Source organism: uncultured Oceanisphaera sp. (assembly GCF_947495715.1).
Taxonomy (GTDB): domain Bacteria; phylum Pseudomonadota; class Gammaproteobacteria; order Enterobacterales; family Aeromonadaceae; genus Oceanimonas; species Oceanimonas sediminis.
The window spans coordinates 177086-200369 of the sequence record NZ_CANLZU010000003.1; the positions used below are offsets into that span (position 1 = coordinate 177086).

Genomic DNA, 23284 nt, shown 5'->3' on the forward strand with positions numbered 1-23284 from the left:
TCTCCTTGACGTCGTCACCGCAGATCGGCTCGAAGACGTGTTTCTGCAATTCACAAACCTCGCAACAGCCTAGGCAGAAAGACGCCGAAGCCCAGTGGCGTGTCGTGGGAGGTGACTCTGTTTCCTCTCGTGTGCAGCTTTGAAATAGATCATATTTTTATTTAGATTCGTATCATTCGGCAGCTGACCACAAACTCGGCAATCATCTGCAATACTGTCAGAAGCAACAATATTCCCGTAAGAAAACATTATCTTCCACCGATAAGGAACTACCAGGATGTACAAACAACTCATGATCCCTGTCGATCTGGCTCATGTTGAGCGGCTCGAAAAAGCCCTGCAAACCGGCGCTGACCTGGCCAAACTTTATAACATACCGGTCTGTTATATCGGGGTGTCGGCCAGCGCCCCTAGTGCCGTGGCGCATAACCCCGCCGAATTCAACGCCAAAATGCAGAAGTTTGCCAAGGATCAGGCAGAGAAGTACGGCCTGAAAAACGTCAGCAGTAGCGCCTGTATCAGCCCTGACCCGGCAGTAGATCTGAACAAGACCCTGCTGCAGGCGGCTAAAGATAATGGCGCCGATTTGGTGGTGATGGCCTCCCATGTACCCGGCCTTCTCGAGCACCTTTTCGCCTCCAATGCCGGCTATTTTGCTTCCCATTCCGATGCCTCCGTACTGGTGGTACGCTAGAGGGCACCCCATCACTATATAGAATTTCGCCACCCCAACAGCATCTGGTCACCTGATGACCCATGATTTTCTTCCTGACTGGTATATTACGGCTTGGTGCACTGCGCCAGTAGCTTGACGAAAAAGTCGCTGCCCTTGCGGCGGGCAAACTGGATATTGCGCTCGGGAATGGACTCGGGATCGTCATAGCTGGCCAGCGCCTGCTCCATGCTGGCTTCGCGGATCAGGTGCAGAGTGGGATAAGGCGAGCGGTTGGTGTAGTTGGCCGCATCATCCTGGGGTTCGCCGGCGAAGCAATAGTCGGGATGAAAACTGGCCAGCTGGTATTTTCCCTCGAAGTCCTGCTCGAACAGCGCGTCGTTGGCCATGTCGACCAGATCCAGGTAGGCGTAAAAACCCTCGAAACCACGCGGCAGGATCACCAGGGTGGTTTCCACCTCCGGCTGCTCGTCCAGCAACACGCATTCGGCCAGCAGCGCCTGCAGCACCGCCTTGGGTTTGTGCTCTTCCACCGCCACATAACGAATGCTGGCTCGCTCCACTTCCCGCCGGGCAAAGGGGCAGAGGTTGTACTTCATGATCACCTGTTTCACCCAGTTGGCGGTGTGCTCTATGTACTGCGCCTGTTCTGATTGCGTGTGTTCTGACTGTTCTGACATGACTCATTTCTCTTTCTGTTTCGACTCATCCGGCCGGAAAATTCATCCGCCCGCGACCATAATTATACCCATCACATTAAACATTCGATCTTTTTGACTGCGATATCAATCTCGGACAAAGGGCCCGCTTCACCGACTCGCTCAAGCACCTCCCTGTGACGCTCAGCACATGACATCCCTGTCATGTGATGGTCGGCGAAGCAGATCCCTTCGTCCTCCTTGAAGCTCCGGCGTGGCCTGCAGGCGCCGTCTACAGGCAACTCGATGCTCGAGAAGAGGCAACAGAGATCGGCTACCTCGACCGTAAAATGCCAGGGACGGCATTTCCGAGCCCCCATGGATGGGTTCATGGCGTGTCGAGGGAGGCGGCTGTGTTGCCTCTGATCTGAGGCCTTAATATGACCAGATCATTACTGGGATTGGTATAAGCCATCTTCGGATCGGGGAGTATTACTGATAAATCCGGCCATTATGCTTCAGCCAGCCGCCCGGGTGACGGCCTTTGGGGTCGTGATGGGTCCAGTGCACCACGCCGCCCTTTTTATTCCATTCATACTCGCCGTAAAACGCCACCGTATCGCCCACTTGCAGGCCGTCGATGCGTGGTGCCAGATCGATGTTATGGGCGATCAGCAGCGTCTGGCCGCTCGGCAATGTCAGCAGAAAACGCTGATGGCGGGAGCCCTTGTTGTCATCCGCCAGCAGGCGAGACACCCGGCCGCTGCCCTCCACCTGCACATCGCTCTGCCGGTTCTGATAGGCCAGCGCCAGCGGATCGGAGGCGGCCTGCTCCGTCGACAAAAAAGAAAAAAACGGCGGACTCTGAGTCAAGGCGCCGGCCAGACCGAGGCCAAGCAGCAGGATAAGCAGGAGTTTTTTCATTGGTATTGCCACCTCGTCATGGGGGTCATGTTATTCGCGGGTAAACACCAGATCCGCATAATAGCCGATGGCGCTGCCCTTGCCGTTATCGGCGTCGGTCATGATGGCCACCGCCTCGAGATAACGAAAGTCCTTGCCGAACAGCCGCCGCAGATCCGCCTTGAGATTACGCTTTTCACTTACCCAGCCGCCGCCGTCCTGCCGATTACGCAGCGCCAGCATCATCGCCTTGTCGCCGGCGAAGGGATTGGCCCAGCGCTGCCCCACTCCGGCCTGTTGCGCCCAGACGTAACTGATGGCCTTGCTGCTCAGCCGGGTCCAGCCGTCGCGCACCACCACATAAACCCGCACCGCAAAGTCGTCTCCTCGTTTGATGCGCTCGTCGGTCACCGCCGGAAACCGCTCCACCCGCCAGCGCCAGCTAAGCCAGGGCGTGGCATCCAGATCGATACGTTGTTCGTAGAAAAGGCCGGACGCCGCCCCTCGGCTGCTGGCCCGCACCACCGGTTGCTGCAATTGCGGGTCGAACACCAGTCGGTACTCGGTCTCTCCGGCAAAGCTTTTGGGCTCCCAGCCGAGCATGTCGGCGGGGGTAAAGGTGAGCGCCCTGGCCGGCCCGGCGGCCAGCCAGACACCCAGTAACACAATCGCGAGCAGACGAGATGACATCATGGTTCCCGGTGGTGGTATCTTCAGCCAGTATAGATGCAGCAGGCTAGCCCCATCGTCCCCACCACAGGGCGGCCGGCAACACCAGATTGGCCAGCACCGTCAGCCAGAACATCAGCCGGAACGACGGCTTGCGCGACTTATGCCGAAGCAGATGCCGGGCCAGCCAACCGCCAGGCCAGCCCCCCAGCAACGCAAGCAGATGCAGGGTGCGTTCGCGCACCCGCCACTGGCCGTGAATCGCGGCTCGTTTGTCCCACCAGTACACACCAAAGGTGATCAGGCTGAGCACCAGATACCAGAGCGCCAGCCCGGCATAGATTCGAATCATGTTTTTTGCTCTTGCTCCCGTTGTTGTTGCTGCAACTGCCACAGCCGGGCATAACGGCCCTGGGTGGCCAGCAGTTGCTGGTGGCTGCCCTGCTCGACGATACGGCCCTGATCCATCACCAGAATATGGTCCGCATCCACTATGGTCGACAGCCGGTGAGCGATCACCAGGCTGGTCTGACCGCGAGACACCTCGCGAATGGCCTGCAGTATGCTTTGCTCCGAACGGCTGTCGAGGGACGAGGTAGCCTCGTCAAACACCAGTATCGGCGGCCGCTTGAGAATGGTACGGGCGATGGCCACCCGCTGCTTTTCGCCGCCGCTGAGCTTGAGCCCGCGCTCCCCCACCAGGGTATGATGGCCATCCGGCAGCCGGGCAATAAAGTCCTCCAGATGTGCCATCCGAATGGCCTGCTGCACCTCTTCTTCACTGGCGTCGATGCGGCCATAACGAATGTTGTCGTAGATGGAGGCGTTAAACAGCACCGTATCCTGCGGCACTATGCCGATGGCCCGGCGTAACGAGCTCTGGCTAACCTGGCGAATGTCCTGACCGTCGATCAGAATAGTCCCGCCGGTCACGTCGTAAAAACGGAACAGCAGCTTGACCAGGGTCGACTTGCCGCCGCCACTGGCGCCCACCACCGCCACTTTTTGCCGGGGCCGCACATGGAAGCTGACCCGCTCCAGAATGGGCCGGTCCGGCCCATAACCGAAGCTCACCTCGCGAAATTCAATCTCGCCCCGGCTGATCACCAGTTCGGATGCAGCGGGGGCGTCATTGATGGCCGGTGCCCGGCGCAACAGCGTGAACATGCGCTCGACATTGGCCATGGAGCCTTTCATTTCCCGGTACACGAAACCGAGAAAATTCAGCGGCAAGAACAACTGCATCATGAAGGCGTTAATCAGCACGAAGTCACCCAGGGTCATGGTGCCGGCCACCACGTTGCGCCCGGCCAGTACCATCATCACCGTCATCGCCAGGGCAATGATCAGCGCCTGGCCGCCGTTCAATGCAAACAGCGTCAACCGATTCTTGCGCCGGGCCTGTTCCCAGTCGGCCAGATCGGTGTCGTACCGGTCGGCCTCGTATTGCTCGTTGGTGAAGTATTTTACCGTTTCGAAATTGAGCAGGCTGTCTACCGCCCGGGAATTGCTCTGGGAGTCGGCCTGATTGGCGGCCCGCACATAGCCGGTGCGCCAGTCGGTGGCCACCACCGACCAGGCCACATACAGCACCACCGCCACCAGAGTGGTGAGCGCAAACCACACCGAATAGTTGGCCAGTAGCACCCCCACCACCAGGGCGATTTCGAACAGGGTCGGCACTATGTTGAACACCATGAAACGCAGCAGAAAACTGACTCCCGACACGCCCCGCTCTATGTCTCGCGACAGGCCGCCGGTACTGCGGTTGAGATGAAAGCCCAGCTCCAGCCGATGCAGATGGTTGAATACCGACAACCCGATGCGGCGCATGGCCCGCTCGGTTACCCGGCCAAACAGCGCATCGCGAATTTCGCCGAACAGCACGTTGGCAAAACGCACGACGCCATAGGCCAGCAGCAGCCCCAACGGCAACGCCAGTACCCTGTTCTCGCCGGTGTCCATGGCATCGACGATATGCTTGAGAATGAAGGGCAGGCCCACGCTGGCCACCTTGGCCGCCACCAGACACCCCAGTGCCAGCACGATACGGCCGCGATATTCAAGCAGATACGGCAGCAGGGTGCGCAGCGTCTGCCAGTTGAAGGAGGCGTTTTCCACCTCGGGATGATAAGAGCCGCGTCGCATGAGTCAGCCTGATACAGGGGAACAGAGATAACTTTATGATACCCCGTACGCTGGCAGATAACGGCCCCATTACTACGGAAAAGGAGTATGCAAACCAAAAAAAGCCACGCATGAGACCGTGGCTTTAAGTATGCATAGGTACGCTTATGCCATTACAGGGTATAGGTACAACCTTTGGCAATCGCGATAGGCTGGGCTACTTCCTTTGCCTGCAGGTAGGCCTTGTCCACAGCGGCTTGCGCGGATCCGGCGCCGGTGTTCACGCCCATAGAAGACAGCAGGGTATTACCGGTGTTCAGGCTTTCCATCCGTGCGTTATGGTTATCGAAAGTCGCTTTGATTTCATCGCAGGACATGGCAGAAAAATCGTTAGAAGCAAGGTTGTTATTACCCATATCACCGGTCAACTGACAACCGCTCAACACCAGTAGTACACTGCCGGCAAATAATGCTTTTTTCATTTTATAGACCTATTTATTTTTATTTATAACTATTGGGAACGCGACTCTACATGCGCATACCATCACTTACATCTCTAAACATTTAATGGTGTGATTAAGATCTATTTTTAACAGCCACAACAGGGCGCGCTCCAAACGAAAACCTAATGGAGTAGAGAAAACACGCCGCCATCTGAATATTAATACCGCATCCATCCGCTTCAGCTGAAACCGCTTTAGTGTAAGCTGGGCCATCACCATTACAGGGAGGCCCATCATGGAACGGGTGCCAGATAACAGCATCTACAGCCTGCAGCTGAATGGCAGCGGTGGCATGCAGCCGCTGCCGGCGGGAACACCACTACCGACGTCAACCCCGGCCTGGGTGCACCTGGACTACGGTAAACCACAGACTGAGCTGTGGCTGCAACAGACCGGCCTGCTGAACGAAGCCGCCCGCGAGGCCTTGCTCGGCCAGAGCAGCCGGCCCAAGCTGGTGCGCCAGGGCGACAACCTGCTGCTGATCCTGCGGGGTATCAACCACAATCAACAGGACCGACCGGAAGAAATGGTGGCGTTGCGCATCTTCATCAGCCCCCAGCTAATCCTAAGCAGTCGGCGCCGCCCGCTGCTGTCGGAAAAGGACGTCTATGAGCAACTCGCCACCGGAGACGGTCCGCTCAACCCCGGCGACTGGCTGGTGGACATCTGCGATGCCCTCACCGACCGGGCCGGCGAATTTGTGGAAACGCTGCACGATCAGATTCTGGAACTGGAAGAAGCGGTGCTGGAAAACGAAATGCCCGCCACCGGCCAGCTGGGCCGCATTCGCAAACAGCTGATCATGATTCGCCGTTACCTTTCGCCCCAGCGGGATCTGGTGGCCCGGCTGGCCAGCGAGAAAATCGGCTGGCTCAACGACGACGATCGCCGCCGCCTGCAGGACATTGCCGACCGGCTGCGGCGCTGGCTGGACGATCTGGACGCCGGCGTAGCCCGTACCGCCGTACTGGCAGATGAAGTCAACAACATCATGGCCGAGGCCACCAACCGCCGTGCCTATCAGATGTCGATTATGGCGCTGCTGTTTTTGCCTGCCAGCTTTCTCACCGGCCTGTTCGGCATCAACCTGGGCGGCATGCCCGGCGCCAACAGTCCCGTTGCCTTCTGGACCTTCTGCCTTATTCTCACCGGGCTGGCAGTGGGACTCGGCCTCTGGCTGAAGCTGCGCCGCTGGTGGTAACACGGGGCGAATCTCGCTTCGCTGTAATTATTCAGTCGCCATGAGGGTCTGCTTTACACATTCGGTTTATCGTCCATCAGGGAGTGACCCTCATGAAACCATTGCTTGGCAGCCTGTGTGCGCTGCTGTTATGTCCGCCGCTAATGGCGACTGAGCCCGATACCGCCGCCCTGTTCGAGCATCAGTTGCCTCGGCTACATTCCGGCGAGGTAGTCGACATGCGCCAGTTTGCCGGCCAGCCGATGCTGGTGATTAATACCGCCAGTTTTTGCGGCTTTACCGGTCAGTTCGAGGGGCTGGAGGCATTACATCAACGCTACCGGGAACAGGGTCTGAAAGTGATAGGCTTCCCCTCCAACGATTTTCGGCAGGAGGCCAAAAACGAAGCCGAGGCGGCCGAGGTGTGTTACGTGAACTACGGTGTGACCTTCGATATGGTCAACCCCATCAAGGTGCGGGGCGACGATGCTCATCCCATCTTTCGGGAAATTACCCGTCAGAGCGGCAAGCCGCCACGCTGGAATTTCTATAAATATGTGATCGATCGCAACGGCCAGGTGACGGCGGTGTTTTCCAGCATGACCAAGCCAAATGACCAGAAACTGCAGGATGCCATCGCGGCGGTGTTGTAAGCCGCCACCAACAAAAACGGCGCCCAGTGGGCGCCGTTTCTACATATTACCGCGTTATGGTTAAGCAGCAAGCGGCGTGATCCGTACCTGAGCGATACGGAAGTCTTCTACCTCCGTGACCTCGAAGCGCAGATCTTCACGCTCGAATACCGCGCCCGCCTCGGGCAGCTGGCCGCTCCAGGCCAGCAGCATGCCGGCCAGGGTGGCGTATTCGTCAGCCGGATCCACCAGCCCCCGGCGCGACAGTACCTGCTCCAGGTAATGCAGATCGGTACTGCCCTTCACCAGCCAGCCACTCCCTTCGATGACCACTTCGGGAGATTCGTCTTCGTCCAGAAACTCGCCGACGATGGCCTCCAGCAAATCGTGCGGCGTCACCAGCCCCTGCACGGTACCGAACTCGTCGTTCACCAGCACCATGTTGCCGCGGGCATCGCGCAGTATGTTGAGCAGGCGGATCACGCTGATGCTGTCCGGCACTATGATGGGGTCATTGCCCTCGGCCAGTTCGGCCAGGGTCTTGCCTTCTTTCAGGCCCACCATCAGATCCTTGGCGCGTACCACACCCAGCAGGTCGTCCAGCTCGCCATCACATACCGGAAACTGGCTGTGTGAAGAGGCCATCAGCTCGGCGATCACCTCTTCCCGGCTGTCGGACACGTCCAGCCAGACAATGTCGGCCCGGGGCGTCATCACGGTGCGAATGGAGCGCTCGGCCAGTGACAGCACGCCGCTGATCATGTTGCGCTCTTCTTCGGCAAAACCCTGCTCCTGAGCCTGTGCCGGGGTCTGTGCCGGCTGCTCCTGCTCCTGATCATGCTCTTTGCCACCCATCAGGCGAAAAATGGCGGCGGTGGTACGTTCACGCAGCGGCTGGCGAGCCTCTTCCCTGGCGGAGTTGCGCTGAGCCAGCTGGTTCAGGAATTCAATCAGAATCGAGAAACCGATGGCGGCGTACAAATAGCCCTTGGGAATATGGAAGCCGAAACCTTCCGCCACCAGACTGAAACCGATCATCAGCAGGAAGCTCAAACACAGCACCACTACGGTGGGGTGAGCGTTGACGAAATCGGTCAGCGACTTGGAAGCAGCCACCATCACCAGCATCGCCAGTACCACCGCGGTCATCATCACCGGCAGGCTGTCGACCATACCCACGGCGGTAATAATGGAGTCGAGCGAGAACACCGCATCCAGCACCAGAATCTGCGCAATCACCACGCCAAAACCGGCATAAACGGTGCTGGTTTCCTCTTCGTGCATATTGCCTTCCAGCCGCTCGTGCAGCTCGGTGGTGGCCTTGAACAGCAGAAAAATACCACCGGCTATCAGGATCAAATCACGTCCCGAAAAGCTCAACTCACCCAGGGTGATCAGCGGCGTGGTCAGGGTGACCAGCCAGGACACCACACTCAGCAGTGCCAGACGCATCAACAGCGCCAGCGACAGGCCGATAAGCCGGGCCTTGTCGCGCTGATGCGGCGGCAGCTTCTTGACCAAAATGGCAATAAACACCAGGTTGTCGATACCCAGCACGATTTCCAGAATAATCAGTGTCAGCAAGCCCGCCCACATAGACGGATCCATCAGGAATTCCATGATTTACCTCTTGAGAGAATGTAGATGAATGCAGATCAGCGAATAACGCAGGCCAGGCCGGCAAAATCAGTATAGCCGGGGCAGCAGACAAATCCGGATGGGGTGGCGAGTGCCGGGGACGGCAAAAAACAGGGGGGAAGTGATAATTCAGAACTCTGTTGCAAGCAACTTCGCGAGCAATCCATATGGTACACCGGCGATTGACCGGACCTCTTGGTTAAAATGAACGCATATCATAATGGCAAAAAGCGGGCTGGCAAGATTATTTCTTTGCAAAGCCGACGACCACATTAACCGGCCGGCCGATCCTCGAGCGGGGCAGGCCTGGTAAAGGTAAGATAAAGACCACTGATTATAGAGGAGCCGACATCATGCCCAGACTACTGCTGAACGCCGATATGGGAGAAAGCTTTGGCTCCTGGACCATGGGACAGGACGACGCCGTGATGCCCTTTGTGGACCTGGCCAATGTGGCCTGCGGTTTTCATGCGGCCGACCCGGACACCATGCGCCGCACCGTGCAACTGGCACAACGGCACGGGGTAAACATCGGCGCGCATCCGGCCTATCCGGATCTGGTGGGGTTTGGTCGCCGCACCCTGGCCTGCACACCCGCCGAGATAGAAAACATGGTGCTGTATCAACTGGGCGCGCTCGACGCCCTGTGCCGGGCCGAGGGCACTCGGGTGAGTTACATCAAACCCCACGGCGCCCTCTACAACGACATGATGCGGGATGAGCACAAGCTGGCGGCGGTAATGAAGGCGGTGGCCGCCTTCGATGCCCGCTTGCCGTTAATGCTGATGGCCACGGCCAATCCTGCCCCGGCCCGGGCGCTGGCCACCCGGCACGGCATTGTCCTGTGGTTCGAGGCCTTTGCCGATCGCGCCTACGACGCCGCCGGTTTCCTGGTGTCCCGCACTCTGCCCGGCGCCGTGCATCAGGATCCGGCGATAATCGTCGAGCAGGCCCGGCGTATCGCCACCGGCGAACCGCTTGTCGCCAATGATGGCAGCGAACTGCGATTGCAGGCAGACACCCTGTGCGTGCATGGCGACAATCCCGAGTCCATTGCCGCGGTGAAGGCCATTCGCCAAATGTTGGCCACGCTGCAATGAGCATGATCCCCCAACCCCGGCTGGAAAATGCCGGCATGGATGCCTGGCTGGTACGATTGTTCGACACCATAGACGAACGCAACATGGGCTGGATTACCGCCCTGGTGCGCGATTGCGAACGGGCCTTTGGTGAATGGCTTATCGATGTGGTGCCCTCTTACACCACGGTACTGGTGCAGTTCGACCCCTTGCAGCTGGACAACGTTGAGGCGCGCCGATTGCTGCAACAACTGCTGGCCGAGCTCACCCCCGATGCCGACGACGAGACGGCGCCGGTAAAGGAGCTGCCGGTGTGGTATCACCCCAGCGTGGGCCCGGACATGGCCCGGCTGGAGCAACACACCGGGCTAAGCACCGACCGACTCATCGAACTGCACAGCGGTCACTGCTACCGGGTGTTTGCCCTGGGGTTTGCCCCCGGCTTCGCCTTTATGGGTACTCTGCCGGAACAACTGGAACTGCCCCGCCTCGACACTCCGCGGCCACGGGTACCCGCCGGCAGCGTGGCCATTGCCGGCAGGCAGACCGCCGCCTATCCCAAGGCCTCTCCCGGCGGCTGGAACCTGCTGGGCCGTACTCCGGCCCGATTGTTCGATCCTCATAGTAAGGGCCTGAGCCTGCTGCAGGTGGGCGACCGGGTACGCTTTGTGCCGGTGAGCAAAACCGAATTCGAACGACTGGGCGGCGACAGCACGCCCATGAAGGAGTCTTGAATGCACCACGGATATCTGACCATTCAACAGCCCGGCCCGCTCAGCACCCTGCAGGATGGAGGTCGTTTCGGGGTGCGTCGGCTGGGGGTGACCCAGGGCGGCCCGGCCGACCTGCACGCCTGGGCCTGGGCCAACTGGCTGCTGGGCAACCCCTGGGGCAGCCCGGCGCTGGAGATCACCCTGGGCGGGCTCACGCTAAGCGCCGAGCAGCCTTGCACCCTGGCCCTGTGCGGCGCCGACATGCAGGCCCGCCGCAACGAGCAGCCGCTGCCCAACTGGCGAGCCTTTGAGCTGAATGCCGGCGACACCCTGACCCTGAGCATGGCGCGCCTCGGGGTACGGGCCTATCTGGCGGTGGTGGGTGGTTTTATCGCAGAAAAGGTGCTGGGCAGTACCAGTTGCGTGGTACGCGACGGTCTCGGCGGCCACCAGGGTGATGGCAGCGCACTGGCGGCGGGCGATCGCCTGGCGTTTGCGCCCACTACGCAAACCATTCCGGACCGGCACCTGCCCACCGGCGTCATTCCCGATTACAACGCCGAACCGCGGCTGGCATTGATCCCCGGCGCCCAGTTTCGTTTTTTTGATGATCACAGCCTGATCCACGCCTTTCGCCAGCCCTGGCGGCTGGATCCTCGATCGGATCGTATGGGGATCCGGCTGCAAGGATCCCTGTTGCACTGCAGCATGGACTCGATGATTTCGGAAGGAATAGCACTGGGTGCGGTACAGGTGCCGCCCGATGGCCAGCCCATAGTGCTGCTGAACGACCGTCAAACGATTGGCGGCTATCCGCGTCTCGGCACCCTGACCCCACTGGCCTGTGCCCGCCTGGCCCAATGCCGACCGGGGCAGCCACTGTGGCTGACCACCAGCACCGCCAGCGAAGCCCAGCAGGAATACAGAGCGTTTCGGGCGCAGTTTTGAAACAACAAAAAAAGCCCGCCTTACTGAGGCGGGCTTTTTGTGCACTTGTCATATCGGTATGACGGACCCGGTACCTTTCTACACAAAGATGCCGGCTTTCGTCAGAATGGCGCGCTAAACAAAAATATCAGTCGACCTTGTCGAAGCTCTTGTTCTCGACAAAGTCGAGAGACATGAAGCTTTCCAGCGAGTCATCCTTGATGTCCAGCCAGCGAGCCGGCAGTTTGGAGGCCATGGTGCCGGTCACGGTAGAACGATAGGCATTTTCCCGAAAGCCCATGATGTTCTCCTGCTTGTGCTGCAGCCATTCCTTGAGCAGATCCGCCTGCTTTTCTACCGCAAACTCGGGGTAGTCGGTCTCATTGTTCAGGTCGCGAATATAGCTGGCCTGAAAATCAATGGCCGCATGGCAGCCGGCCAGTGCTTCATGACGGCTCAGCCACTGCTGCATGTGCTGCCGGCGTTCATCGGCTTCGGGCAGCGCTATCTTGCCCAGCATCACGTCCCGCGCATACCAGGCCTGGGCGTCGAACATGTTGAAGGTGAAGTACTGATCCTGCATGCCCAGGTAAATCAGCTTGGGATTGTTCTGGAAGAAGACGCCTTTATACAGATTGTCCGGATACAGGCAGTTGTGGGTCTGCAACCGCAGCTCATCGGGCAGGAACGGGAAGTGGAACAGATAACCGGTGCACATGATGATGGCATCAAACTGTTTGCTTGAGCCGTCGGCAAAATAGCCGGTATTACCCTCAAAATGCGCCAGCAGCGGACGCTCTTCCATGCCTTGTGGCCAATCGAACCCGATGGGGTTGCTGCGATAGCTGATGGTGACCGACTTGGCACCGTACTTGTGGCACTGGGAGCCGATGTCTTCCGCCGAATAGCTGGCGCCGATCAGCAGCACATTCTGATCCTTGAATTCCAGCGCATCGCGGAAGTCGTGGGCGTGCAATACCCGGCCCGGGAACTGCTCTACACCCTCGAAGTACGGCATGTTGGGGGTGGAGAAGTGACCGGTGGCTACGACGACGTGATCAAACTCGTTGGTTTCCTGCTCGCCGGTCTGGTGATTCATCACGGTGACGGTGAACTTTTCGGTGCCTTCATCGTAGGTCACCCAACGTACCGGGCATTCGAACCGGATGTATTTAAAAATGGCCTGCTTGTCTATTCGACCCATGATGTAGTCTTTAAGCACGGCACGCGGCGGATAGGAGGGAATGGCCCGTCCGAAGTGTTCGTCGAAGGAGTAGTCGGCAAACTCCAGACATTCCTTCGGGCCATTGGACCACAAATACCGATACATGCTGCCATGAACTGGCTCGCCATTTTTATCTAAACCCGTGCGCCAGGTGTAATTCCACATGCCGCCGATATCACTTTGTTTTTCATAACAGACGATTTCCGGCAGGTCTTGAACCCCTGCCCGGCGAGCCGCCTCAAAAGCCCTTAACTGCGCCAAACCGCTAGGACCTGCGCCTAAAATTGCTATTTTTTGCTTGCTCAAAACTGTCTCCTTCGATTGCAAAAACCTTGCCATCCTAAAGGAATTAGCCGTTTGTTTACAGGTAAATACGAAAAAAAGCCCCCAAAATAGCGCTACACACGAAATAATCGAGTACTAAATGCTTATGTTAAAGACCTGCATGAATACTTCATTCTGCGCACCCGCTCAGCCCATCAGTCGCATCAGATCCTGCGCCGCCGTGCGTGGACATGGCGCCTGACAGATAGCGGATACCAGCGCCACCCCATGTACGCCGGTGTCCGCTATCTCCCGCAAATTGGCGGCGTTAATACCGCCAATGGCTACCAATGGCAGCGAACTCCGTGCCACCGCGCCGGCCAGCCCGTCGAGGCCCCATTCCTTTTTCAGATCGGTCTTGGTGGGGGTGGCAAAAATGGCGCTCAGCCCCAGATAATCCACCGGCAACGATTCGGCCTCGAACAACTGCCGCTCGGTTTCGACCGATAGGCCCAGCAGCTTGTGCGGGCCGATAAGCCGACGGGCCAGCGTCGCCGGCATGTCCGACTGACCCAGGTGCACTCCATCCGCATCTACCGCCAGCGCCACATCGACCCGGTCGTTGATGATCAGCGGTACCCCGGTGCCTTGCAGCACCGTCTTGATGGTTTGCGCCCGTTCGATAAAGGCCCGCACATCGCCGTGCTTTTCGCGCACCTGCACCATGGTTACGCCGCCTGCAACCGCCTCGGCCACCACGGTTTCAAGCACATCAATAGGCTGCCGATCATCGGTGACCAGATATAAACGATAGGGATTCATGATTGCTCCGGCTTGTTGTTAAGGGATAGTGATGCTGACTATTCAATATTTGGGAGTTGTGGTTATACCAATCTGGAAAGCTAATTGATCTACTTGGCTTCACGGTAAAGGTCGAACGAAGGGTTCACTCCACCGACACGCTGAACCGCATCCCTGCGACGCTCAGCACATGACGTCCTGTCATGTGATGGTCGCTGGAGTAGAGCCCTTCACCCGCCCCTCTGCTTCGGCGTCGCCTGTGGGGGCGACCGGCAGACAACTCGGTGCTTAAGGAGAGGCAGCAGAGATCGGCTCCCGCGACCCAGGGAAGGCATTTCCCGAACCCCCATGGGGCAGCTTGCTGCCGAATATCTTTGTTGGGTAATGGACCAAATATCCAGTGAATATTCGCAGCCATTCCCCAGCAAAGATGGCTAGCCCAGTGGCGTTTCGTGGGAGGTGACTCTGTTTCCTCTCGTCTCCAGCTTTAAAATAGATCACATTTTTACTTAGATTGGCTTTAATCGGCAGCAAGGTTACCTCTTCATAACGCCAGCCGGGCCTGCTGGCGATACAAACAGGCCACGCCGGAGCTGAAGGAGGACAAAGGGATCTGCTCAGCCAACCTTCTGTTTCAGGGATGAAACAGAGAGCGTACACGGATGTATCCACAGCGTGTCGGCGGAGCTGGCCCTTTGGCCGATGAGCCAGTGGCAGTTAATAACCCACCTGCTTAACTTGATGAGGTTAGCTTCAAACGTTGCATCAGGGTTTCTGCATCCAGACAATACAGGGCATCCAGCAGGTTCAGCTGCAGGCTGCCCGGCCCGGCCGACTGCTCCGCCGCGATTTCACCGGCCACCCCCAGCACCGCCGCCGCCGCCAGACCGGTGGTTTCACCCACGGCGGCAAAGGCGCCGGTCAGTGCCGACAGGGTACAGCCCATGCCGGTGACAAACGGCATCATGGCGTGGCCATTGTTCAGTCGGATTTCGCCATTATCCGTAACGATAAAGTCGGTTTCACCGGAGATAACCACACTACAGCCGTAATGCCGCACCAGATACCGCGCCGCCCCTACCGCCGCCTCGCTGGCATCCAGCGCATCCACGCCCTTGCTCTTGGCTTGTGCATTGGCGCCTGCTCCGGCGAGCGCGATAATTTCCGAGGCGTTACCACGAAGAATCAGTTGTTCCGCCGCCTCGGCGATGCGCCGGGATGTTTCGGTACGCAGGCTGCTGGCCCCGCAGCCTACCGGATCCAGTACCACCGGCTTGTGATGACGATTGGCCTGTTCCACCGCAAACATCATCCGCTCAATCCAGACGCTGTCCAGGGTGCCGATGTTGATCACCAGGGCACCGGAAAAGGCCATCATCTCCGCCAGTTCGTCGCGAGAATGGGCCATGATCGGCGAAGCCCCCACCGCCAGTAAACCGTTGGCGGTGTTGTTCATCACCACATAATTGGTGATATTCAATACCAGCGGCTTCTGCGCGCGAACCGCGTTCAGGGCGGTGATGATGGTTTGTGTGTTCATGCTGTTCCTTGCAGATGTTGATACCCGATGCCCGAGTTTATTCGATAGTACCCGAAACATTCATGTTCAGAGCAATCGTCTTTGTCCGCATGAATTCGGGCTTGCAGCAGGCAACGCCGATGCAGGAAAGAGGGAACACCTGTCAGTTAAGCGTAAAACGGGATCCATTGACTTCCCACCGACACGCCGTAACCCCTCCCTGGGGCTCTGCTGCGCCATCCCTGACGCAGAAGGTCGGTTTGAAAGCCAATCGCTCCCGTTAACTGAATGGTGTTACGCACCAAGGGGCCTTTTGTTCTAACGAACCAGCGGAGGTAAATATCAGCCGAAGCGGCGTGATTTTCGGTTAACTTCGTCGATTTGAGTATTCAGGGTGCAGAAGTCGTAGAGGTAACCGAGTAAAAAGAGGCCGCCGGTGAAGAACCAGATGATGGCCGTGACCCACTTGCCCATGTACAGGCGGTGAATGCCGAAGATGCCGAGAAAGGTCATCAGAATCCAGGTCAGGCTGTAGTCCTTGGGGCCGCTGGCGTAGCGCATGTCTGCATCCCGATCCATGGACGGAATCAGGAATAAATCCACTATCCAGCCGATGAAGAACAGACCCAGGGTAAAGAAGTAGAGGGTGCCGCTGACCGGCCGACCGTAATAAAAGCGGTGCGCACCCATGAATCCGAAAATCCACAGTATGTAACCGATCACCTTGCTGTGTGTGTTGTTCATTCTGCCTCGGGACGGATGATAAAAACGACCATTCTAGTCGTTGCAGTGTGCAACTGCCATGCCTGTGGGCAGAACGGCGACCCGGTTCGTCGTTCGAGCAGCATGGCACTTACGTCTTGTTTGTAGCCCAGTGCATTCCCGTCGGTCAAAGCGCACTGCTTCTCCGGCACGCCGTAAACCCGTCCATGGGGGCTCCGTTGCGCCATCCATGGCGCAACGGGCACGGCGAAGCAGACACGCTTTACCCTCCTCAGCTCGCTTGGCGCTGACTAGTAGCATGCAGACAACACCCATGTTGCTCGAAGCAGCAGTGGGGATTGCCGTAGCCGACCATAAAATGCCATGGATGGCATTTTCGAGCGCTACAGGGAAGTACTTGAAGCGTGTCGGCGGAGCGCAACCGTGATGCTTCGCGTTACGCCCTCTTTGGCGGCTTATGGCTGACAGCTTACGGCTTAAAGCTATCAGTTACCGGCTGGCGGAGTAGCTGTTGTCCCAGTCTTTCCATACCGGTTGCAGGCCGGTGGCGGTAATGGCTTTGGCCACCTCGGCCGGGCTGCGGTCGTCGTCAATTTCGAACTGCTCCAGCTCTTCCTTGACGTTCTCCACATAGCCGCCGGGCTGGGTCTTGGAGCCGGCGCTGATGCTGGTAACGCCAAGCGGTATCACCTTGTCGCGAAACTCCTGCGCTTCGCGGGTCGACAGGCTCAGTTCCAGCTCGCCGTCGAGCAGGCGATAGGCACAAATCAACTGCACCAGCTGTCGATCGGTCATCACCGACTTGGGCACCAGACCGCCTTCACAGGGGCGCAGGCGCGGGAACGACACCGAATAACGGGTCTGCCAGTACTGCTTTTGCAGATAGCGCAGGTGCGCCGCCACATAGAAGCTGTCGGCCCGCCAGTCTTCCAGCCCGAACAGGGCACCCAGACCAATCTTGTCGATGCCGGCCTTGCCCAGCCGGTCCGGGGTTTCCAGCCGCCAGCGAAAATCCTTCTTCTTGCCGCGAATATGGTGCTCGTCGTAGGTCAGGTGCTGATAGGTTTCCTGATACACCATGACGCTGTCGAGCCCGTATTCGCGTAGCTCGGCATATTCTTCTTCCGACAGCGGCTGCACTTCCATCATCACATAGCTGAAATGGCGCTTGATGATCGGCAGCATCTGCTTGAAGTAGTCCTGCCCCACCTTGCCTTCGTGCTCGCCGGTCACCAGCAGCACGGTATCGAAGCCCATCGCCTTGATGGCCAGACATTCCTGCTCGATTTCCTCGGCGCTCAGGGTCTTGCGCTTGATGCGGTTGCTCATCGAAAAGCCGCAGTAGGTGCAGTCGTTGGCACACAGGTTGGACAGATACAGCGGAATATAAAAGCCGACCGTGTTGCCGAAACGCTTGCGGGTCAGCTGATAAGACTGCTGGGCCATCTGCTCCAGATAGGGCTCGGCGGCGGGCGAGATCAACGCCATGAAGTCCTGCAGATCCCGCTTCGGCTTGGCCAGGGCGCGTTCCACATCCCGGGCCTGCTTGCCGTAGATACTCATCTTGACGTCATCCCAGTCCATGGATGACCAGACGTCGAAGAAACTCATAAGGTCTCCAGGAAGGCGGTGAGCGGGCTGGACGCCTGGGCCTGCCGGCTCTGGCCGGCCAGACCGGCTTCATAGGCCATACGGCCGGAAATCACCGCCAGCTTGAAGGCCTCGGCCATGGCCACCGGATCACCGGCCACCGCAATGGCGGTGTTCACCAGCACCGCATCGGCGCCCAGCTCCATGGCGTAGGCGGCGTGGCTGGGGGCGCCGATGCCTGCGTCCACCACTACCGGCACAGTGGCCTGCTCTATGATGATCTCGAGGAAGTCATGCGTCACCAGCCCCTTGTTGGAGCCGATGGGCGCACCCAGCGGCATCACGGCGGCACAACCCGCTTCTTCCAGCCGCTTGCACAGCACAGGATCGGCACCACAGTAGGGCAGCACGATGAAGCCGTCTTTCACCAGCAGCTCGGCGGCCTTGAGGGTTTCGATGGGATCGGGCAGCAGATACTTGGGATCCGGATGAATTTCCAGTTTCAGCCAGTTGGTGCCCAGGGCCTCGCGCGCCAGCCGGGCGGCAAACAGCGCTTCTTCGGCATTTTTGGCACCCGAGGTGTTGGGCAGCAGATTCACGCCCAGTTCCAGCAGCGGCGGCAGTATGTCGTCGCTGTGGTTTTTCAGATCCACCCGCTTCAGCGCCATGGTCACCAGATCAGTGCCGCTGGCAACGAAGGCGTCTTTCATCTGGCGGCCACTGGCAAACTTGCCGGTGCCGGTGAACAGGCGGGAATTAAAGGTTTTATCGGCAATAATCAGGCTCATGTCAGCCTCCGGCTATGGCGTGGAACAGGGTAATGTTGTCGTTGGGGGTCAGCGGCTGCACGCCCCACTGGCTGCGGGCCACCACCTGTTGATTCAGGGCCACCGCCACACCGGGTTTGTCTTGCTCCAGTTCGACCAGCAACTGGCCGAGGGTGGTGCCCTCGGCCAGATCCAGCGCTTCGTCGTTCAGTACTATTCGCATTGTTGTTCTTCCCCCTTGGGTCCACACACCGGACAGGCCGGATCCTTCGGCACCTTGAGGCTGTGCCAGCGATGCGCCTTGGCATCGAACAGCTTGAGTTCGCCCCAAGGCACGCTGCCGGTACCGGTAAAAAACTTGATGGCTTCCAGCGCCTGCAACAGGCCTATGGTGCCGACCACGGGGCCGATCACCCCGGAGTTGCTGCAGTTGAGCCGTTCGCCGATGTCGGGGCCATAAAGACAGCGATAGCAACCATGATCGGCGGCCGGATCCAGCGCCAGCAACTGACCTTCGAAGCGAATCGCCGCCCCCACCAGCAAGGGTTTGCCCCAGGCGTAACAGGCGGCGTTGATGTCCTGGCGAATCGAGATGTTGTCGGTGCAGTCCAGTACCAGATCCACCTCTGCGACAAAATCGCCCAGGCTCTGCCGGTCCAGCTTTTGATTGATGGCAATCACTTCAATGTCGGGATTCAGCGCCAACAGTTTTTCGCGCGCCGTTTCCGCCTTGCTGTGTTGCAGGCTGTCCATGTCATACAGGGTCTGGCGCTGCAGGTTGCTGACCTCGATGTGATCGAAATCGGCCAGCCACAGGGTACCCACCCCGGCCGCCGCCAGATACTGCACGGCGGGCGAGCCCAGGCCGCCCAGACCCACCACCAGCACCGAGGCCTGTTTCAGCTTCAGCTGACCCTGCTCGCCCACTTCTTCCAGCAACAGGTGCCGGCTGTAACGCATGAATTCGCTGTCGCTGAGCATCTTATCCCTCCACCATTTCCAGCAGATCGCGGATGGCCGCATCCGGATCGGCCGCTTCGGTAATGGCGGTCACCAGAGCGATGCTGCCCACCCCGGTTTCGGCCACCAGCGGTACCCGATCCCGACTGATGCCACCGATGGCCACCAGCGGAAATTCCGCCTCCATCAGCGCCACATAGCGGTGCAGCCGCTCCAGCCCCTGGGGGCGGGACGGCATGTCCTTGGTTTTGGTGGGGAAGATATGACCCAGCGCCAGATAGGACGGCTTGAGCTCGCGGGCGCGCAGCATTTCGTAATAACCGTGGGTGGACAGGCCCAGCTTGAGACCGGCGGCGCGAATGGCCTCCAGATCCGCCACTTCGATGTCTTCCTGGCCCAGGTGCACGCCGTAGGCGCCATGCTCGATGGCCAGCCGCCAGTAGTCGTTGATGAACAGGCGGGCGTTGTAGCGTTGGCCCAGCTCGACCGCGGCCTTGATGTCGGCTTCCACCTCGGCGTCGGCCTTGTCCTTGATGCGCAACTGCAGGGTACGCACCCCCTGCTCCAGCAAACGTTCCAGCCAGGCCACCGAGGTCACCACCGGATACAGCCCCAACTTGAGGGTATCCATGGCGGCAAAATCCCCTTGCGGGCTGGTGCCGGTGATGCCCAGCTGTTCGGCCAGGGCCGAGCCCGGCATCACCACGGTGGGAAAGTCGTTCAAATCCGTCGGCCAGCCCAGATGAGCCACCGGACCGGCACCGGCGCCGATGGCCTCGGCGCCCTTCAGGCCCTGATTGACGTAGGCCTTGGCCAGCACCAGCGCATCTTCAATCGGGTAGTCCAGCGCCACGGCGGTGGCGATGGCCGACGACAGGGTACAACCGGTGCCGTGACCGTGACGGGTTTGCACTCGGGGGCTGGCCAGCCAGATTTCACGCCGGCCGTCGGTGTAATAGTCGATGGCCTGGTCGCCGGACCAGTCCAGGTGACCGCCCTTCACCAATACGGCGCGTACGCCCAGTTCCAGCAGGGCGGCGGCCCCGGCGCGCAGCTGTGCCGGAGAGTCGGGCGCGATGCCCGACAATACTTTCAGTTCCAGCGCATTGGGGGTAACCAGATCCACCTCGGGCAGCAAATGCTGCTGCAACGCCGGGATCAGGTTGGTTTCGGCCATGCTCTGGCCGGTGCTGGCAATGGCCACCGGGTCCAGCACCACAAAGGGCTGCCACTGGCGGCGATATTCACGCAGCGTGCGCGCCAGCACCTCGGCCCGCAGGCCGCCGGGCAGCAGACCAATCTTGATGGCCCGGGCCGGCATGTCGGTGGCCAGTGACACCAGCTGGCTGGTAAAGGCCTGCATCAATACCGGCTCGACCATGGATACCGCCACCGAGTTCTGGGCGGTAATGGCGGAGATAACCGAGCAGCCGTGGCCGCCCAGTCCCTGAATGGTGTGCAAATCGGCCTGAATACCGGCACCGCCGCCCGAATCGGAGCCGGCGATGGTCCAGACGATGGGTCTTGTCATAGAAATTATTGCTCCAGTTTGTCGGCCTGGTGATACAGCTCACCGCCGCGTTTCTTGAATTCTTGTGACATCTGCGCCATGCCGGCGACCACGGTTTCGCTGTTGCCGTCCATATCGACCAGTTGCACCGCAATGGCTTCCTGGGCGGCCGCATACTCGCGCACTTCCTGAGTGATCTTCATCGAGCAGAACTTGGGTCCGCACATGGAGCAGAAGTGCGCCACCTTGCCGGATTCCTGCGGCAGGGTTTCGTCGTGATAGGCACGGGCGGTCTGCGGATCCAGCGCCAGGTTGAACTGATCTTCCCAACGGAACTCGAAGCGCGCCTTGGACATGGCGTTGTCGCGGATTTGCGCACCCGGATGGCCCTTGGCCAGATCGGCGGCGTGGGCGGCAATCTTGTAGGTGATCAGCCCCTGTTTGACGTCTTCCTTGTTCGGCAACCCCAGGTGCTCTTTCGGGGTGACGTAGCACAGCATGGCACAACCGAACCAGCCGATCATGGCGGCACCGATGCCGGAGGTGAAGTGGTCGTAGCCGGGGGCGATATCGGTGGTCAGCGGGCCCAGGGTATAAAAGGGTGCCTCGTGGCAATGCTCCAGCTGCTCTTCCATGTTGCGTTTGATCATGTGCATCGGCACGTGGCCGGGGCCTTCGATCATCACCTGTACGTCGTATTCCCAGGCGACCTTGGTCAGCTCGCCCAGGGTGTGCAGCTCGGCAAACTGGGCTTCGTCGTTGGCGTCGGCAATGGAGCCGGGACGCATGCCGTCACCCAGCGACAGCGACACATCGTAGGCGGCACAGATTTCGCAAATTTCGCGGAAATGCTCGTAAAGGAAGCTTTCCTTGTGATGGGACAGGCACCACTTGGCCATGATGGAACCACCGCGCGACACGATACCGGTCACGCGCTTGGCGGTCATGGGCACGAAGCGCAACAGCACGCCGGCGTGAATGGTGAAGTAATCCACGCCCTGCTCGGCCTGTTCAATCAGGGTGTCACGGAACACTTCCCAGGTCAGGTCTTCGGCCACGCCGTTCACTTTTTCCAGCGCCTGGTAGATGGGGACGGTACCGATGGGCACCGGGCTGTTGCGCAGTATCCATTCGCGGGTTTCGTGAATGTAACGACCGGTAGACAGATCCATCACGTTGTCGGCACCCCAGCGGGTGGACCACACCAGCTTTTCCACTTCTTCTTCGATGCTGGAGGTCACCGCCGAGTTACCGATGTTGGCGTTGATTTTCACCAGGAAGTTGCGGCCGATGATCATCGGCTCGGACTCGGCGTGATTGATGTTGGCCGGAATGATGGCGCGACCTTCGGCGACTTCCTTGCGCACGAATTCGGGCGTGATGGCGTCCGGCAGGTTGGCGCCGAAGTTCTGGCCCGGGTGCTGTTGCAGCAGCATTTCGTCCCTCACCCGCTCGCGGCCCATGTTCTCGCGAATGGCGATGTATTCCATCTCGGGGGTGATGATGCCTTTGCGGGCATAGTGCAGCTGGGTGACACAGGCGCCGACTTTGGCCTTGCGCGGCTTGGGCATCTGCTCGAAACGCAGGTGATCCAGGCCGTCGTCGGCCATGCGCTGCTGGGTAAACTCGGAGGTAACGCCCTCCAGCTCCTCGGTGTCGTTACGCTCCAGAATCCACTGACGACGCATCTGGGGCAGACCCCGGCGTACATCCAGATCGGCATCGGGATCGCCGTAAGGGCCGGCGGTGTCGTAAATCGGTACCGGCGCATTGGGCTCTAGAATGGGGTTTTCTTCGGTGCCGCCCTTGAAGCTGTCGGCCAGATGAATCTCACGCATGCCGACCTTGATGTCCGGGCGCGAGCCTTCGATGTAGATGCGGCGGGAATTGGGGAAATGTTCGCCTTTCAGGTTATCGATAAATGCCTGAGCCTGGCTGCGAACTTCACGACGGTTTATTTTTGACATAGCAATCTCACTTCGAATCCATTGAGGGTGAAAATGCTTGTCAGGAGTGTTGAGAAAGAACTCGGCAGAAGAGGTGTGGCGCCAAATTCTCGCTTGTTTCCCTTACGCAGGTATTAGCCTGATCAGGTTCAACGGATCCCGCTTTCGCGGTCTCAGCCCATATAGAGCACTCCGACAAGATGGCGGCCAGTATAAACAGACCCCGCTCACAAAAGCAAAGTCATTACCGACCAATCCGATTATAAAAAATTAACCGCCATGAAACATTTCGGCATT

The 23284-nt window shown here is 59.1% G+C and carries 23 protein-coding genes and 1 riboswitch; of the genes, 6 read left to right on the forward strand and 17 right to left on the reverse strand.

Annotated features, from left to right (window positions below; translation table 11 throughout):
• Window positions 1–277: 277 nt before the first annotated feature.
• On the forward strand, window positions 278–694 hold the full coding sequence (locus Q0753_RS03270; RefSeq protein WP_298717162.1) for a universal stress protein: 417 nt from the start codon (window positions 278–280) through the stop codon (window positions 692–694).
• Window positions 695–780: 86 nt separating this feature from the next.
• Here Q0753_RS03270 and Q0753_RS03275 read toward each other — a convergent pair whose 3' ends face one another.
• From Q0753_RS03275 to Q0753_RS03300, 6 genes are all read right to left on the reverse strand, one after another.
• Window positions 781–1353 carry a DUF1415 domain-containing protein gene (locus tag Q0753_RS03275; RefSeq protein WP_298717165.1) on the reverse strand — a complete coding sequence of 191 codons (573 nt, stop codon included), beginning with the start codon at window positions 1351–1353 and terminating at the stop codon, window positions 781–783.
• A gap of 450 nt (window positions 1354–1803) precedes the next feature.
• On the reverse strand, window positions 1804–2235 hold the full coding sequence (locus tag Q0753_RS03280; RefSeq protein ID WP_298717168.1) for a DUF3465 domain-containing protein: 432 nt from the start codon (window positions 2233–2235) through the stop codon (window positions 1804–1806).
• Window positions 2236–2265: 30 nt separating this feature from the next.
• On the reverse strand, window positions 2266–2904 hold the full coding sequence (locus Q0753_RS03285; RefSeq protein WP_298717171.1) for a DUF3047 domain-containing protein: 639 nt from the start codon (window positions 2902–2904) through the stop codon (window positions 2266–2268).
• 46 nt (window positions 2905–2950) lie between these two features.
• The gene (locus Q0753_RS03290; RefSeq protein ID WP_298717174.1) at window positions 2951–3235 is read right to left on the reverse strand and encodes a DUF1294 domain-containing protein; all 285 of its coding nucleotides are present in this window, start codon (window positions 3233–3235) and stop codon (window positions 2951–2953) included.
• Window positions 3232–5031, reverse strand: coding sequence for an ABC transporter ATP-binding protein/permease (locus Q0753_RS03295; RefSeq protein ID WP_298717177.1), 1800 nt, complete (start codon window positions 5029–5031; stop codon window positions 3232–3234). The genes Q0753_RS03290 and Q0753_RS03295 overlap by 4 nt, the downstream gene beginning before the upstream one ends.
• Window positions 5032–5183: 152 nt before the next feature.
• Window positions 5184–5492 (reverse strand): hypothetical protein, encoded by a 309-nt coding sequence (locus Q0753_RS03300; RefSeq protein ID WP_298717179.1) that lies wholly within the window; start codon window positions 5490–5492, stop codon window positions 5184–5186.
• Between the two features lie 256 nt (window positions 5493–5748).
• Between Q0753_RS03300 and zntB the strand changes: the two genes are divergently transcribed.
• Window positions 5749–6714, forward strand: coding sequence for a zinc transporter ZntB (gene zntB, locus Q0753_RS03305; RefSeq protein ID WP_298717182.1), 966 nt, complete (start codon window positions 5749–5751; stop codon window positions 6712–6714).
• 92 nt (window positions 6715–6806) lie between these two features.
• Window positions 6807–7346, forward strand: a complete 540-nt coding sequence (locus Q0753_RS03310) for a glutathione peroxidase (RefSeq protein WP_298717187.1) — start codon at window positions 6807–6809, stop codon at window positions 7344–7346.
• A gap of 60 nt (window positions 7347–7406) precedes the next feature.
• Here Q0753_RS03310 and Q0753_RS03315 read toward each other — a convergent pair whose 3' ends face one another.
• Complete coding sequence (locus Q0753_RS03315; protein ID WP_298717190.1) at window positions 7407–8945, reverse strand: TerC family protein; 1539 nt, start codon at window positions 8943–8945, stop codon at window positions 7407–7409.
• A 371-nt stretch (window positions 8946–9316) separates the two neighbouring features.
• Here Q0753_RS03315 and Q0753_RS03320 point away from each other — a divergent pair, with 371 nt between their 5' ends.
• From Q0753_RS03320 to Q0753_RS03330, 3 genes are read left to right on the forward strand one after another with little or no spacing between them, the layout of a single operon-like run.
• Entirely contained in the window at window positions 9317–10063 is a 747-nt protein-coding gene (locus Q0753_RS03320; protein ID WP_298717193.1) for a 5-oxoprolinase subunit PxpA, read from the forward strand.
• A 2-nt stretch (window positions 10064–10065) separates the two neighbouring features.
• Complete coding sequence (pxpB, locus tag Q0753_RS03325; RefSeq protein WP_298717196.1) at window positions 10066–10776, forward strand: 5-oxoprolinase subunit PxpB; 711 nt, start codon at window positions 10066–10068, stop codon at window positions 10774–10776.
• Window positions 10777–11703, forward strand: a complete 927-nt coding sequence (locus tag Q0753_RS03330; RefSeq protein ID WP_298717199.1) for a biotin-dependent carboxyltransferase family protein — start codon at window positions 10777–10779, stop codon at window positions 11701–11703. It begins immediately after the preceding gene.
• Between the two features lie 127 nt (window positions 11704–11830).
• Here the strand turns inward: Q0753_RS03330 and Q0753_RS03335 are convergent, their stop codons facing one another.
• From Q0753_RS03335 to thiC, 10 genes are all read right to left on the reverse strand, one after another.
• Window positions 11831–13246 carry an NAD(P)/FAD-dependent oxidoreductase gene (locus tag Q0753_RS03335; RefSeq protein WP_298717201.1) on the reverse strand — a complete coding sequence of 472 codons (1416 nt, stop codon included), beginning with the start codon at window positions 13244–13246 and terminating at the stop codon, window positions 11831–11833.
• Window positions 13247–13378: 132 nt separating this feature from the next.
• On the reverse strand, window positions 13379–13993 hold the full coding sequence (gene thiE / locus Q0753_RS03340; protein ID WP_298717204.1) for a thiamine phosphate synthase: 615 nt from the start codon (window positions 13991–13993) through the stop codon (window positions 13379–13381).
• Window positions 13994–14705: 712 nt separating this feature from the next.
• Entirely contained in the window at window positions 14706–15512 is an 807-nt protein-coding gene (thiM, locus tag Q0753_RS03345) for a hydroxyethylthiazole kinase (protein ID WP_298717207.1), read from the reverse strand.
• A gap of 321 nt (window positions 15513–15833) precedes the next feature.
• Entirely contained in the window at window positions 15834–16235 is a 402-nt protein-coding gene (locus Q0753_RS03350) for a TM2 domain-containing protein (RefSeq protein WP_298717210.1), read from the reverse strand.
• 468 nt (window positions 16236–16703) lie between these two features.
• Entirely contained in the window at window positions 16704–17825 is a 1122-nt protein-coding gene (thiH, locus tag Q0753_RS03355; protein ID WP_298717213.1) for a 2-iminoacetate synthase ThiH, read from the reverse strand.
• Entirely contained in the window at window positions 17822–18592 is a 771-nt protein-coding gene (locus tag Q0753_RS03360) for a thiazole synthase (protein ID WP_298717216.1), read from the reverse strand. Before Q0753_RS03360 ends, thiH begins: the two co-directional genes overlap by 4 nt.
• 1 nt (window position 18593) lies before the next feature.
• Window positions 18594–18794, reverse strand: a complete 201-nt coding sequence (gene thiS / locus Q0753_RS03365) for a sulfur carrier protein ThiS (RefSeq protein ID WP_298717219.1) — start codon at window positions 18792–18794, stop codon at window positions 18594–18596.
• Entirely contained in the window at window positions 18785–19552 is a 768-nt protein-coding gene (locus Q0753_RS03370; protein ID WP_298717222.1) for a molybdopterin-synthase adenylyltransferase MoeB, read from the reverse strand. Before Q0753_RS03370 ends, thiS begins: the two co-directional genes overlap by 10 nt.
• Before the next feature lies 1 nt (window position 19553).
• The gene (gene thiE / locus Q0753_RS03375; protein WP_298717224.1) at window positions 19554–21062 is read right to left on the reverse strand and encodes a thiamine phosphate synthase; all 1509 of its coding nucleotides are present in this window, start codon (window positions 21060–21062) and stop codon (window positions 19554–19556) included.
• Between the two features lie 5 nt (window positions 21063–21067).
• Window positions 21068–23026 carry a phosphomethylpyrimidine synthase ThiC gene (thiC, locus tag Q0753_RS03380; RefSeq protein WP_298717270.1) on the reverse strand — a complete coding sequence of 653 codons (1959 nt, stop codon included), beginning with the start codon at window positions 23024–23026 and terminating at the stop codon, window positions 21068–21070.
• Window positions 23027–23088: 62 nt separating this feature from the next.
• Window positions 23089–23192: riboswitch (TPP riboswitch) on the reverse strand.
• Window positions 23193–23284: the final 92 nt, after the last annotated feature.